Here is a 13,151-nt window from a genome sequence, read left to right on the forward strand (position 1 = left end):
ACTGGGAGCATGTCTTTCGATGAGGGAAAGCTTTATCCTGGTGCGACGGCGACAGCCGAGCAGGTTGCGATGCTTGCCCAAGAATACAAGCTGGCGGCTGAGAACTTGCTTGCGTCGGGGCGACGCGGCGGCTTGCTCTCGACCTGCCCTTACCGGCTGGTGGCAATCCATGCGATCGAGCTTTATCTAAACGCGTATCTTCTGGCGGCAGGGCATAGCTCAACCAAGGTGCGAGGTTTGCAACATGACCTCTCTTCACGCACGACGTTGGCAGTCGAAGCCCGGCTCTGCCTGCGTAAGCGGACCTTCCTGCACCTGCAGGCTCTCTCGAACACGCGCGAGTATCTAATTACGCGCTACGATCCTGCGCTATCGACGGCCTCGCATCTGAACCGACTGGGCGCGACGCTCGACGAAGTTGCGGAGAAAGTGATGCGTTATCTCGGTGATGCCGGCGCAGTGCAGCGCTAACCCCCCAGCCCCTCCAGCCGCGCTCGCACCTTCTCCGGGATCGGCTTCGACTTGCGCGTCGCCAGATCGACATGGACGCTGACCATCTCGATTTCGGTGTGGAGTTCGCCGGTCTCGGCATGGCAGAGCTCGACGCGCATCGTCATGCTCGAGGTGCCGACGCGCTCGACCCGGGCGAAGCCCTCGACCATGTCGTCGAACACGAAGGGCTTCTTGTAGTCGATCGCGGCGCGGACGACGTTGAATTCGGCGTCGAGCCAGTCCGGCCCGATGTCGCCCAGATCCGCCCAGCGCCAGAATTCGCCGAGCGTGACATCGGCATATTCGAGATAGCGCGAGTTGAAGACGATCTTCTGCCCGTCGATCTCGGAATAGCGGACGCGGAAGCGGGTGGAGAAGGAGAAGCCGGGGCGAGTCATGTGCTTCCCTTAGCAAGCCTCTCCGGCAGCGACCAAGCCGTCCCCATGGATATCGCGGTCCGGATTCGACGCATTTTGCTGGGGGATGCTGCCGGGGCAGGCGCATGTGCGCTTCTGGAGGAAATCATGTTGCGCACCTTGCTTCTTTCTTCGCTGGCTACCGGTGCCTTGGCGGTCCCCGCAATTGCACAGACCGCGCCCGATCTTGGTTCGGTCGGGGATCAGGCGAGGCAGGAGGTGCGCGACAATTGGCGCGATGCCGCCGAAAAGATGCGCAACGCCGGCAAGGACGGCGGCGCGGTTCGTGGCGGCGCCGACGCCGGGGGTGGCGCCGCCCGTTCCGGAGATGGCAAAGCGGGCGATGCCGGCGGGGATGCGGCTGGCGATCGATCCGGGACGGTGCTGGAAGGCGCTGCGGAAGGCCGGCTGATGATGTGCTTCACCATGGCCATGGGGTCCTATCGCGACGAGGATTTCCCCACGCCTTTCGATACGCAGATCGCCGAGTTCGAACGCCGGATCGTCGCCCTGTCACCCCATTCCATGGAGACGGGCGCGCTCGAGCAGATCGAAAGCCTGGGGCTGCAACAGGGCAAGCTGAAGGTGAAGGCCTCCGAGATCCGGCAACCGCGCATGGAAGCGGCGGCCGCGCGCAAATGCGGAGGCCGGCCGAAGAGCCTCGACGTCAAGTTCGAAGCGCCGGCCAAGGCTGCCGATGCCGGGCCGTCGGATGCCGCTATCGACTATCGCGCCAAGGAACTGGTGAAGCTGGAGCTGGAGACCGAGTATCGCAGCGCCCTCGATACGCTCGAAACCGCGCTGCGCGAGGGCGGCGAAAGCGAAATCCAGCAGGCGCGCGCCGAGCTTGAAAAGGCGGAGCAGGATTATCGCAAGTTCCTGGGGGAAAACGCGCCTGAGGCGCTGGAAAAGCATAATGACGAATGGAACCGCAGCCTTCGTCCCATGCTGATGATGAAGGGCCAGGGAGGCGCGCATCCGGGGGAGACCGGAAAGCCGCCGGTGCCCGAGCTCGACGAATATGACGGGCCCGATGGCCCTGGCGAAGCCGGGTCGCCCGAAGAGCGTGCGCTTCGGGAAGACGTGCAGCGTGGGCGCCAGGCGCTCGAGGAAGCACGCGAAAGGCTGAACGATGCGGAAGCAAGCGGCGACAAGGCGGCGGTGACCGACGCCAAGCAGATCTTCAAGCAGGCGCAGGAAGACCTTGCCCGCAGGCAGGACAAATATAGCGATTACAAGCTGAACCGGCCGCAGGCCACGTCCGACGATTGAGACGCCGGCCCTTCAGGCCAGCAGCTTGAACCCTACGAACGCCAGCACCGCGGCAAGGATCGGGATCAGCACGCGCTCGGATACGCGCGTGGCGATCAGGCTGCCGACGATGATGCCGGGGATCGAGCCGAGCAGCAGCGCGAGCAGTAGGTTGAGGTCGACCGATCCCATCGTCCAGTGGCCGATGCCGGCGATGAAGGTGAGCGGCACGGCATGGGCGATGTCCGAGCCGACCAGCCGCGCGACCGGCGAGCCGGGATAGAGGACGAGCAGCGCCGTCATCCCCAGCGCGCCGGCGCCGACCGAAGTGAGCGAGACCAGCACGCCGAGGACCGCGCCGAGCAGCACGGTGAGCGCGCCGACCCGCGCCTCGTCGAGCCGGGCGAAGCGGCGGCCCGCCGCGCGGACGATCTGGACACGGAAGAACACCGCGACCGCGGTGAGCATCAGCGTGATGCCGAGGATCGTCGAGATCAAATGCCCGGTATCGCGGGCGTCGCGATGCGCGGCGGCGAGGTAGAGAAGCGTGAGGACCGTCGCCGGCACGCTGCCCGTCGCCAGCCGGCGCACCACTTTCCAGTCGACCGAGCCGCGCCAGCCATGGACGGCAGTGCCCACCGCCTTGGTGCCCGAGGCATAGAGCAGGTCGGTGCCGACGGCGGTGGCGGGGTGGAAGCCGAAGACGAGCACCAGCAACGGCGTCATCAGCGAGCCTCCTCCCACACCGGTCAGCCCGACGAGCAGGCCGACAAGCACGCCCGCGAGCGAGTAGAGCGGATCGATATGCGGCACGATGCGGGGCTCAGCCTGCCTTTGCCGCGGTGTTGACGCCCATCGACTGGAGGTACTTCTTCACGTTGCGGGCGGCCTGGCGCAGGCGCTGCTCGTTCTCGACCATCGCGATGCGGACAAAGCCTTCGCCATTCTCGCCATAGCCGACGCCCGGCGCGACCGCGACCTTGGCATGGGTGAGCAGCTGCTTGGAGAATTCGAGGCTCCCCAGATGCGCGAGTGCCGGGGGCAGCGGCGCCCAGGCGAACATCGAGGCGGGCGGGCTGGGGATCTCCCAGCCGGCGCGGCCGAAGCTCTCGACCAGCACGTCGCGGCGCTTGTGATAGAGCTGGCGATTGGCCTCTACGATGTCCTGCGGGCCGTTCAATGCGGCGCAGGCGGCGGCCTGGATCGGGGTGAAGGCGCCGTAATCGAGATACGACTTCACCCGGGTCATCGCTGCGATCAGCTGCTTGTTGCCCACCGCGAAGCCCATGCGCCAGCCGGCCATCGAATAGGTCTTGGAGAGCGAGGTGAACTCGATCGCCACGTCCTTGGCGCCCTTGACCTGCAGGATCGACACGGTCGGCTTGCCGTCGAAATAGAGCTCCGAATAGGCAAGGTCGGAGATGATCCAGACCTTGTTCTCCTTCGCCCAGGCGACGAGCCGCTCGTAGAAGGCGAGGTCGACCGTCTCGGCGGTGGGGTTCGACGGATAGTTGACCACCAGGATCGACGGGCGCGGGACGGTGAAGGCGATCGCGCGCTCGAGGGATTCGAAATAATGCTCGTCGGGCGTGGTCGGAACCGCGCGGATCGTCGCGCCGGCGAGGATAAAGCCGAAAGTATGGATCGGGTAGCTGGGATTGGGCGCCAGCACGACGTCGCCCGGCGCGGTGATCGCAGTGGCGAGGCTGGCCAGCCCTTCCTTCGAGCCCATCGTCACCACGACCTCTGTCTCGGGATCGATGTCGACGCCGAAGCGGCGGGCGTAATAGTTCGCCTGGGCGCGGCGCAGGCCGGGAATGCCCTTGGACTGGGAATAGCCGTGCGCGTCGGGCTTCTGCGCGACTTCGACCAGCTTCTCGATCACATGCGGCGGCGGCGGCAGGTCCGGATTGCCCATGCCGAGATCGATGATGTCCTCTCCCGCCGCACGCGCCGCTGCCCGCATCGCATTGACTTCGGCGATGACATACGGGGGCAGGCGCTTCATGCGGTAGAATTCTTCGGACATTTCCTCATCTCTCAGGGGTTGGAGCGCGGCACGATCTTGTGCCGTGGCGCCCTCCTACGCCATGTTCTCGCTCGCGGGAATGACGAGTTGCCTGTGGTGCGCTAAAGCGGCGCTTGAAGAGGATAAGCATGGCCGAGACGACCAATCCGCCGATTCCCGACCTTGCGGACCTGCAGCATTGGACCTGGGTGCTCGGCCGTGCGCAGCAGATGATGCTCGAGCATGGCTTCGATATGATGGAGCATATGCCCGGCGCGGCGGCGCCGTTCGGCGCGCCTGCGTTCCCGGCGATGCTCGGCCCGGGCGCGGCGGTGAAGGCGACCACCGATTTCTGGTCGGACACGATGAAGCTGTGGCAGCGCTTCCTCGACCCGCAGCATGCCGAGCCCTTCGAGGAGACGGCCGAGCAGGCGCGCGACAAGCGCTTCAAGGCGCCGCAATGGCGCGAGGAGCCGCTGTTCGACTTCCTGCGCCAGAGCTATCTGGTGATCGCCGACCACATGCTGCGCGGCGTCGATGCGCTGGACGGCATCGATGCCCGGCAGAAGGAGCAGGTGCGCTTCGCCACCAGGGGCTTCCTCGACGCGGTGAGCCCGACCAACTTCCCCGCGACCAACCCCGAAGTGCTCGAGAAGATCGTCGAGACCAAGGGCGAGAGCCTGCTCAAGGGCCTGTCGAACATGATGGGCGACATGGCCAGGGGCCAGATGACCCAGACCGCGGAGGGCGTGTACGAGCTGGGCCGCAACCTGGCGCTGACCCCGGGCAAGGTCGTCAAGCGCACGCCGCTCTACGAACTGATCCAATATGCCCCGGCGGAAGGCGCGAAAGAAGTCTATGCGACGCCGCTGATCATCTTCCCGCCCTGGATCAACCGCTACTACATCCTCGACCTCAACCCCGAGAAGAGCTTCATCCGCTGGGCGGTGGAGCAGGGGATCACCGTGTTCGTCGTCTCGTGGAAGTCGGCCGACGCCACGATGAAGGACGTGGTGTGGGACGATTATGTCGAGCAGGGGCAGATCGACGCGATCGACACGGTGCGCGACCTGCTCGGCGTTAAAGGCGTGCACGCGATCGGCTATTGCGTGGCCGGCACCACGCTCGCCGCGACGCTGGCGGTGCTCCACGCGCGCGGGCAAGCGGAGAAGGTGAAGAGCGCGACCTTCTTCACCGCGCAAGTGGACTTCGCCGATGCCGGCGAGCTCAGCATGTTCGTCGATGACGACCAGCTGGCGATGATCCGCAGCCTGGGGACCGAGGGGTTCCTCGACGGGCGCTACATGGCGGCGACCTTCAACCTGCTGCGCGGGCGCGACCTGATCTGGAACTACGTCACCAACAACTACCTGATGGGCAAGGACTATGCCCCGTTCGACCTGCTCCACTGGAACTCGGACGTGACCAACCTGCCGGCGCGTTGGCACATGAGCTACCTGACCGACCTGTACCGCGACAACAAGCTGGTCCAGCCCGGCGCGCTGGCGATCGGCGGCACCCCGCTCGACCTGTCGAAAGTGGCGACGCCGACCTATGTCCAGGCCGGGCGCGAGGACCATATCGCGCCGGCCGAGAGCGTCTGGAAGATCACGCATTATTTCAAGGGGCCGCTCAAGTTCGTGCTCGCCGGATCGGGGCATATCGCCGGCGTGGTGAACCCGCCTTCCGCGCAGAAATACCAGTATTGGACCAATTCGGCGAAGGCCGGGACGCTCGCCGAATTTTTCGCGGGAGCAAAGGAGACCAAGGGGAGTTGGTGGCCCGACTGGCTCGCATGGCTCCAGGATCTGGATGCAGCAAAAACGCCCGTGACGGGCGCACGCGTGCCGGGCGGGGGCAAGCTGGAGGCCCTGGAGGACGCGCCGGGAAGCTATGTGCGGATGCGCTGAATCCACGCATTCCGTAGCGTAAATTCTGTTTTTGTGCACTGCACAAAAGTCCCTTGCATTCGCTGCTGCCTGCGCTTACATGCTGCATTGCAGCAATAGTCATGGGGAAGGCATATCATGGCCACCAAGGGACCGAAGACCGGCAAGGCCAAGCCTGCCGCTCCGAAGCCTGCGGCGCGCGCTAAGGCCGCGCCGAAAGTTGCTGCGCCCAAGGCTGAGAAGCCCGCGCCGGTGAAGAAGGCGGCCGCGCCGATCGCGAAAGCGATCGCCCCGGCACCCGTCATCGCCGAGCCGGTCCCGGTCCTTGAGGCAGCACCGCAGGAAGTGACTGAAACCGTCGAAGCCGTGGCAGAGCCGATCAAGGAAGCCGCCGCGGAAACCGCAATCGCCGTCGTCGAGGCCGTCGAAGAGATCGCCGCGAAGCCGGAAGTGAAGGGAAGCTGGAAGATGGAAAACCCGTTCGAGACTGCCACCGGCAAGGCCCAGGCTCTGTTCGCCGAGTGGAACGACCGCACCAAGACCGCCGTCGAGAAGTCGACCAAGCTGGTCGAGGAAGCCAATGACTTCGCCAAGGGCAATGTCGAGGCGCTGGTCGAGTCGGGCCGCATCGCTGCCAAGGGCATCGAGGGCCTGGGCCAGGACGCCGCCGAATATAGCCGCAAGTCGTTCGAAACCGCGACCGCCGCGCTGAAGAGCCTGTCGTCGGTCAAGTCGCCGACCGAGTTCTTCAAGCTGCAGAGCGACTATTTCCGCGGCGCGTTCGACTCGTACGTCGCCGAGGCGTCGAAGAACACCGAGGCGCTGATCAAGCTCGCCAGCGACGCGGCCCAGCCGCTGTCGAACCGCGTTGCCGTCGCCGCCGAGAAGGTGAAGACCGCGGCGTAAGCCCCGGCTTCCGGTCGGCCGGCGCACGCCGCGCCAGCGACGCGGAAGACCAAGGTTCAGGGCGGCTGTTCCCCCGGGAATGGCCGCCCTTTCCTTTTATCCGTTTCCAATCAGGGTTTACGCGTTCGCCCCGGCCTTGCCCTTGGCGGCGCGAGCCCATATTTTCCGCAGCGTGACAAATCCCGTGACTTTCGCGATCCGCATGGCCGAGGACGGCAACGACGACGATCGGGGCAACGACCCCTCGATCGGTCTCGCCACGCGCACTCGCACGCGCACCAAGAAGCCGACGCCCTATCGGGTGCTGATGCTCAACGACGACTACACTCCGATGGAGTTCGTCGTGCTCTGCCTGCAGCGCTTCTTCCGGATGAACATGGAAGAGGCGACGCGGGTGATGCTCCACGTCCACCAGCGCGGCGTCGGCGTGTGCGGCGTGTTCAGCTATGAAGTGGCGGAGACCAAGGTCGCCCAGGTGATCGAGTTCGCCCGGCAGAACCAGCATCCGCTGCAATGCACGCTGGAGAAGGCGTAAGCCCAATCCGTCATCCCGGCGAAAGCCGGGATCTCGTGCCGCAAACCGTGTGCGCCTTCGCCTGGGATCCCGGCTTTCGCCGGGATGACGATATAGTTGTTACGCCTCCGCCTCCGGGCAAACCCGCGTAGGCGCTTTTCCGGGAAATACCTGCCGCGCGGCGCGATCTATAAGCGCCTCAGTTCCTGGGAACCGGGGGGTTTTGGGCGGGAACAAGGGCCGGACGGCGCGACTTGTCATCGCTCGACGTCCGGCCCAATTCTTTTCGGCGAAACTCAGCGCGTCCTTGGCAGCCAGCCGAGATCGAGTCCCTCATAGCGATTGATGTAATTGGCGGCGCGGGTGAGCGCGCGCTCGTCGCGCAGGGTGACGCGGCCCGCCTCACGGGCGATCAGCCCTTCTTCCTCGAGCTGGCGCAGCATCCGGTTGACGTGCACCGCGGTCAGCCCGGTCGCATCGCCGATCTCCTCCTGGGTCAACCCGAGGGTGAAGGCGGTGGTGACGCTCTTGTCGACCCGGCGCAGGCGGTTGCGCAGCTCGATCAGCAACGCGGCCACGCGCGCCTTCGCGCTGGTGCGGCCGAGCGCGGCAAGCCGATCGGTGAGCGCCACCCGCTCGATCTGCGAATAGACCAGCACCATCGCCGCCAGCCGCGGATGCTCGACCATCAGGTCGGACAGCGCGCTGCGGTCGAACGGACAGACCACGCAGTCGGACAGCGCCGCCAGCGTCTCGGGTGCTTCCTGATAGACGGCGCTGGACACGCCCAGCATGTCGCCGGGGAAGAGGAAGCGCAGGATCTGCCGGCTGCCGTCGTCGAGCAGCACATAGCTCATCATCAGCCCCTTGCGCAGGATATAGAGCTCGCTGCAGCCCTCATTTTCGCGCTGCAACACCGCCCCGCGGCGCACAGGCCGCTGGCGTTCCTCCAGTTTTTCGAGTGCCCGCTGCTCGACCGGAGTAAGGTCGATGAGCTGACTCAGCATTTCCGCGAAACAACTGCCCGACACGCGATGGCTTCCCCCCACGGGGTCGATGCAAAGCAGTGCAATTGAATCAATGCATTAAAATCGATCAAGGGCGGAAAAAACGCCTGCACTTGCGTGCGGCTGGCCAGCGACTAGAAGCCCGGCATGGACCGTATTCTCATTCGTGGCGGCAAGCGCCTCTCCGGCAAGATCCCCGTCTCCGGCGCGAAGAACGCCGCGCTGACGCTGATGCCCTGCGCGCTGCTCACCGACGAGCCGCTGACGCTGCGCAATCTGCCGCGCCTGGCGGACGTCGACAGCTTCGGCCATCTGCTCAACGAGCTCGGCGCCTCGACCGCGATCGAGGGCACGCGCCCCACCGATTTCGGCCGGGTGATGACGGTGCGCGCGGGCAAGCTGACCTCGACGGTCGCCCCCTATGACATCGTCCGCAAGATGCGCGCCTCGATCCTGGTGCTCGGCCCGCTGCTCGGCCGCGCCGGCGAGGCGACGGTGTCGCTGCCCGGCGGCTGCGCGATCGGCAACCGCCCGATCGACCTCCACCTGAAGGCGCTCGAGGCGATGGGCGCCGAGATCGAGCTGGCCGCAGGCTATGTGAAGGCGACCGCACCGGGCGGCCGCCTGCCCGGCGGGCGCTTCAGCTTCCCGGTCGTCTCGGTCGGCGCCACCGAGAATGCGCTGATGGCGGCGGTGACCTGCAAGGGCACCACCGTGCTCGACAATGCCGCGCGCGAGCCCGAGATCGTCGACCTGTGCAACCTGCTCGTCGCGATGGGCGCGCATATCGGCGGCATCGGCACCGAGCGGCTGGAGATCGAAGGCGTCGACCGGCTGCACGGCGCGACCTATGCAGTGATGCCTGACCGGATCGAGGCGGGCAGCTATGCCTGCGCCGCGGCGATCACCGGTGGTGACGTCGAGCTGGTAGGCGCCGTGGCCGGCGATATGCGCGCCACGCTCGATGCGCTGATCCAGGCGGGCGTGACCGTCGAGGAGACCAAGGCCGGCATCCGCATCGCCGCCAATGGACCGCTCAAGCCGCTGACGCTGTCGACAGCGCCCTTCCCGGGCTTCGCAACCGACATGCAGGCGCAGTTCATGGCGATGCAGCTGGTTGCCGAGGGCGCCAGCGTGTTCACCGAGACGATCTTCGAGAACCGCTACATGCACGTGCCCGAGCTGACCCGCATGGGCGCGCATATCGATGTGCGTGGGCGCACTGCCGTGGTCCACGGCCCGGCCAAGCTGGTCGGCGCGCAGGTGATGGCGACCGACCTTCGTGCCTCGATGAGCCTGATCCTCGCCGGCCTGGCCGCCGAGGGCGAGACCCAGGTCAACCGCGTCTATCACCTCGACCGCGGTTACGAGCGCCTTGAGGAGAAGCTTCAGGCGGTGGGTGCGGATATCGAGCGCGTCGGCGACGGCTGAGGAGGGTTCAGCCCTTTTTCCTGGGCTTCAGCAGGCGTTCGCAATCCTTTTGCCCGGCGGGCGGGAAGTCGGCGCATTCCGGATTGCCGTTGTAGCCGGTGTTTGCCGGCGTGGCCGAGGCTGCGGAAACCGCGGAGGCGATATCGGCTTCGGTGGTGCCTGCGGTCGCGGCGCTGCCCGCCGCCGGCGCGCCATAAGCGCCGCCGCACCGGCGATCATATTCCTTGGTCAGGGCATCGAGCGTACCCATGTCCGCCAGGACGCGGGGCGTGGCGGCGGAGATATTGCGCCCGGTTTGCGCATATCCCCGCGAGTCGCGTTCCAGCTGCGCGCCCGCCTGTTGTGACAGCGCGGTAGCGGCACCCCGGGCGCCCGCAACCTTGGCCATGCCGGCCTTGCCGAAATTGGTCTGCGCGCGCGCGGTCATCGCATTATATTGGTTTCGCGCATTCTGCATCGCCGCGCGCTGGCTCATTGCGTCGGCGATTCCGATATTGGTGGCGGCGGTGATCTGCGCCGCCAGCGCAGGGCAGGGCATGATCCCGATATTGGCAGGCACCGGGCCGGACGGCGGCGCATCGGGCGCGGCCATCTTGCCCTTTATCGCCTTGTTCCGGGACTGGCCCATGTTCGGATTGGAGGGCGCGTGATCCTGTGCGGCGACGGGGGCGGCTGCCATGGCGACAAGCGCAGCGAGCGCGGGAATCGAAATCAAACGCATAGGGCTCTCCGGTGCGACCCGAGGGTGGGGATGCTCGGCACGGACAGGGCAATCGAGTTGCGGGGACATTTGCCCGCTTTGCTGCCGCTCGCCATGCTGCTTGCTTCGGAATCCGATCCTGCTGCGACCAAAGTCGATCGGTGCGCGTCCGGAACGGCTTGGCCGGCGATGACGGGTGCGGCGCCCTAGTTGGCGCTCATCGAATAGGGGCGCGCCGCCTTGCCCGTCGCCCAGCTCTTGTTGGGCGACGCCTGCATCGTGAAGCGCAGTTCGCCGCCGGCGACGATCTCGGCGTGCTTCAGATAGCCGCGCGCCAGCGGCTTGCCGTTGAGCGTGACCTTGCCGACATATTTGTTGGCGTCCGACAGGCCGTCCGCGACGATGGCGAAGCGCTTGCCGCTGGGCAGGTTGAGCGCGACGCGGTTGGCGAAGGGGCGGCCGATCACATATTCGTTCGAGCCCGGCGCGACCGGATAGAAGCCGAGCGCAGTGAAGACGAGCCAGGCCGACATCTGGCCGAGATCGTCATTGCCCGAAAGCCCGTCCGGCGTCGGCTTGTACTGGCTCTCGACGATCTGCTTGAGCCGCTCCTGGGTGCGCCAGGGCTGGCCGGCATAGCTGTAGAGATAGGCGACATGGTGGCTCGGCTCGTTGCCGTGGATATATTGGCCGATCAGCCCGGCAATGTCCTCGGCATGGCTGTAGTCGAGCTTCGAATTGTCGAAGTCGAACATCGCATCGAGCTTCTTCACCGCCGCCGCGTCGCCGCCGAGCAGCGCGAACATGCCGGCCTGGTCCTGCGGCACGAACCAGCTATATTGCCAGGCATTGCCCTCGGTGTAGTCCGATCCATAGTTGATCGCGGTGGGATCGAAGGGCGTGCGGAAGCTGCCGTCGGCCTTGCGGGCGCGCAGGAAGCCGGTCTTGGCATCGAAGCTGTTGCGCCAGTTGCCGGCGCGCTTCTCGAACGTGGCGGCGAGGTCCGGATTGCCCATCGCGGCGGCCATGCGCGCGATGGTCCAGTCGTCATAGGCGTATTCGACCGTCTTGGAGGCGGCTTCCGGCTCCTTGTCGATCGGGACGTAGCCGAGCTTCATATAGTGATCGAGCCCGCCATAGGGGCCGTAGGTGGCGCTCTTCACCATCGCATCGAGCGCGGCGTTCGGATCGAAGCCCTTCAGGCCCTTCAGATAGGCGTCGGCGATCACCGGCACCGCGTGATAGCCGATCATCGTCCAGGTCTCGCGGCCCTGGAACTGCCAGACCGGCAGGATGCCGAACGGGCTGATCTGCTGACTGGCGATCAGCGAGTTGATGAAGTCGGCGTTCTTCTTCTCCGGCTGGACGAGCAGCAGCAGCGGATGTTCGGCGCGGAAGGTGTCCCATAGCGAAAAGGTCGAGTGGAAGGTGAAGCCCTTGGCCTGGTGGACCTGGTCGTCCGGTCCCCGCCAGCGGCCGTCGGCGTCGGAGGCGACGCTGGGTGCCATCAGGCTGTGGTAGAGCGCGGTGGCGATCGTCTTCTTCATCGGCGCGGGCGCGTCGATCTCGATTGCGCCGAGCGCCTTGTCCCAGGCCTTGCGGGTGGCGGCGCGGACGGTGTCGAAATCGCCGGGCTCGCTATCGAGATTGGCGATCGCGCCGTCCTCGTCGACCGTCGAGAGCGCGACCTTCATTTCGAGCGGCTTGTCGAGCATGCCGAAATCGAGCTGCGCGACCAGCGCGCGCCCGGCGAGCTGCTGCGCGTCGTCCATGCCGCGGCTCGGGCCCTGGAAGCCCTTATACTCGACCTTCTCCTCCTTGTTCAGGAAGCTGTGGCCGGTGAGCGGCGCCGACGGGCGGATCGCGAAGAACAATTTACGGGCGGGCGCCCAGCCGCGCGTCTCGCGCGCGCCGGTGATCGTGCCGTCCGCGCGGATGCGGATCGAGGACCAGAGGATCTTGCCCGGATAATTGTAGAGCGAACTCCGCAGGTCGAGCAGCAGATGCGCGGCCTTGCCCGCAGGGAAGGCATAGCGCTGGACGCCGACGCGGGCACCCGCGGTCATCTCGGCGCGGACGCCCGGCCTGGCGAGCGTCACGGCATAATAGCCGGGCACCGCCTGCTCGGTCGCATGGTCGAAGGGCGAGCGATAGTCGTCGGGCTCGATCCCCGCCACTTCGCCCGCGACCGGCTGGACCAGGAAATCGCCCAGGTCCGAATGGCCCGCGCCCGAGAAATGCGTCATCGAGAAGCCCTGGATCGTCGGGTCCTCGTAGCGATAGCCGGCGGCATGGCCGTAGCATTTGCGGATCTGGCAGGTGGTGTCGGTGTCCGGGCTGAGCTGGATCATGCCGAAGGGCGCGACCGCCCCCGGAAACGTATGCCCCTCGCCGCCGGTGCCGATCATCGGATCGGCGGCGTCATAGGTCGATCCGCTGCCGCTGGTCTGCGCCAGGATCGGCTGGACGGGGAGCGACAGGGCGGCGAGCGCGGCGAGGCCGGTGCGGAAGCGGGCGATCATGGCGCGGGTTAGAGC

General features: G+C 66.2%; 12 protein-coding genes. 6 read left to right on the top strand and 6 right to left on the bottom strand.

Features of this window, described 5'->3' with window-relative positions:
- Positions 1–9: 9 nt before the first annotated feature.
- Entirely contained in the window at positions 10–471 is a 462-nt protein-coding gene (locus P6144_RS12995) for a hypothetical protein (protein WP_277768188.1), read from the top strand.
- Here P6144_RS12995 and P6144_RS13000 read toward each other — a convergent pair.
- Positions 468–890 (bottom strand): thioesterase family protein, encoded by a 423-nt coding sequence (locus P6144_RS13000; protein ID WP_277768189.1) that lies wholly within the window; start codon positions 888–890, stop codon positions 468–470. The genes P6144_RS12995 and P6144_RS13000 overlap by 4 nt on opposite strands.
- A 45-nt stretch (positions 891–935) precedes the next feature.
- Between P6144_RS13000 and P6144_RS13005 the strand changes: the two genes are divergently transcribed.
- Positions 936–2,180, top strand: coding sequence for a hypothetical protein (locus P6144_RS13005; protein WP_277768190.1), 1,245 nt, complete (start codon positions 936–938; stop codon positions 2,178–2,180).
- Positions 2,181–2,192: 12 nt separating this feature from the next.
- Here P6144_RS13005 and P6144_RS13010 read toward each other — a convergent pair whose 3' ends face one another.
- Positions 2,193–2,972 carry a sulfite exporter TauE/SafE family protein gene (locus P6144_RS13010; protein WP_277768191.1) on the bottom strand — a complete coding sequence of 260 codons (780 nt, stop codon included), beginning with the start codon at positions 2,970–2,972 and terminating at the stop codon, positions 2,193–2,195.
- A gap of 10 nt (positions 2,973–2,982) precedes the next feature.
- A complete protein-coding gene (locus tag P6144_RS13015; protein WP_277768192.1) occupies positions 2,983–4,188 on the bottom strand; it encodes an LL-diaminopimelate aminotransferase in 1,206 nt (401 codons plus the stop codon).
- 128 nt (positions 4,189–4,316) lie between these two features.
- On the opposite strand from P6144_RS13015, the gene phaC reads away from it, so the two are divergent.
- The 3 genes from phaC (at position 4,317) to clpS (ending at position 7,497) form a co-directional block, all read left to right on the top strand.
- Positions 4,317–6,077, top strand: a complete 1,761-nt coding sequence (phaC, locus tag P6144_RS13020) for a class I poly(R)-hydroxyalkanoic acid synthase (RefSeq protein WP_277768193.1) — start codon at positions 4,317–4,319, stop codon at positions 6,075–6,077.
- Between the two features lie 117 nt (positions 6,078–6,194).
- Positions 6,195–6,962, top strand: coding sequence for a phasin family protein (locus P6144_RS13025; RefSeq protein ID WP_277768194.1), 768 nt, complete (start codon positions 6,195–6,197; stop codon positions 6,960–6,962).
- 202 nt (positions 6,963–7,164) lie between these two features.
- Positions 7,165–7,497, top strand: a complete 333-nt coding sequence (clpS, locus tag P6144_RS13030) for an ATP-dependent Clp protease adapter ClpS (RefSeq protein WP_277768414.1) — start codon at positions 7,165–7,167, stop codon at positions 7,495–7,497.
- Between the two features lie 275 nt (positions 7,498–7,772).
- Here the strand turns inward: clpS and P6144_RS13035 are convergent, their stop codons facing one another.
- A complete protein-coding gene (locus P6144_RS13035) occupies positions 7,773–8,483 on the bottom strand; it encodes a Crp/Fnr family transcriptional regulator (RefSeq protein ID WP_277768195.1) in 711 nt (236 codons plus the stop codon).
- Between the two features lie 147 nt (positions 8,484–8,630).
- On the opposite strand from P6144_RS13035, the gene murA reads away from it, so the two are divergent.
- Complete coding sequence (murA, locus tag P6144_RS13040; RefSeq protein WP_277768196.1) at positions 8,631–9,914, top strand: UDP-N-acetylglucosamine 1-carboxyvinyltransferase; 1,284 nt, start codon at positions 8,631–8,633, stop codon at positions 9,912–9,914.
- Between the two features lie 7 nt (positions 9,915–9,921).
- Here murA and P6144_RS13045 read toward each other — a convergent pair whose 3' ends face one another.
- Complete coding sequence (locus P6144_RS13045) at positions 9,922–10,635, bottom strand: hypothetical protein (protein ID WP_277768197.1); 714 nt, start codon at positions 10,633–10,635, stop codon at positions 9,922–9,924.
- A gap of 185 nt (positions 10,636–10,820) precedes the next feature.
- Positions 10,821–13,136 (bottom strand): GH92 family glycosyl hydrolase, encoded by a 2,316-nt coding sequence (locus P6144_RS13050; protein WP_277768198.1) that lies wholly within the window; start codon positions 13,134–13,136, stop codon positions 10,821–10,823.
- Between the last annotated feature and the right edge of the window lie 15 nt (positions 13,137–13,151).

The sequence above is a fragment of the Sphingomonas sp. HITSZ_GF genome (assembly GCF_029543155.1).
GTDB lineage: Bacteria > Pseudomonadota > Alphaproteobacteria > Sphingomonadales > Sphingomonadaceae > Sphingomonas.

Coding starts and splice junctions, on each gene's coding strand:
- P6144_RS13015 (WP_277768192.1), bottom strand. CDS start 4,188: ATGTCCGAAGAATTCTACCGCATGAAGCGCCTGCCCCCGTATGTCATC.
- P6144_RS13050 (WP_277768198.1), bottom strand. CDS start 13,136: ATGATCGCCCGCTTCCGCACCGGCCTCGCCGCGCTCGCCGCCCTGTCG.
- P6144_RS13000 (WP_277768189.1), bottom strand. CDS start 890: ATGACTCGCCCCGGCTTCTCCTTCTCCACCCGCTTCCGCGTCCGCTAT.
- P6144_RS13005 (WP_277768190.1), top strand. CDS start 936: ATGGATATCGCGGTCCGGATTCGACGCATTTTGCTGGGGGATGCTGCC.
- P6144_RS12995 (WP_277768188.1), top strand. CDS start 10: ATGTCTTTCGATGAGGGAAAGCTTTATCCTGGTGCGACGGCGACAGCC.
- clpS (WP_277768414.1), top strand. CDS start 7,165: ATGGCCGAGGACGGCAACGACGACGATCGGGGCAACGACCCCTCGATC.
- P6144_RS13045 (WP_277768197.1), bottom strand. CDS start 10,635: ATGCGTTTGATTTCGATTCCCGCGCTCGCTGCGCTTGTCGCCATGGCA.
- P6144_RS13035 (WP_277768195.1), bottom strand. CDS start 8,483: ATGCTGAGTCAGCTCATCGACCTTACTCCGGTCGAGCAGCGGGCACTC.
- P6144_RS13025 (WP_277768194.1), top strand. CDS start 6,195: ATGGCCACCAAGGGACCGAAGACCGGCAAGGCCAAGCCTGCCGCTCCG.
- phaC (WP_277768193.1), top strand. CDS start 4,317: ATGGCCGAGACGACCAATCCGCCGATTCCCGACCTTGCGGACCTGCAG.
- murA (WP_277768196.1), top strand. CDS start 8,631: ATGGACCGTATTCTCATTCGTGGCGGCAAGCGCCTCTCCGGCAAGATC.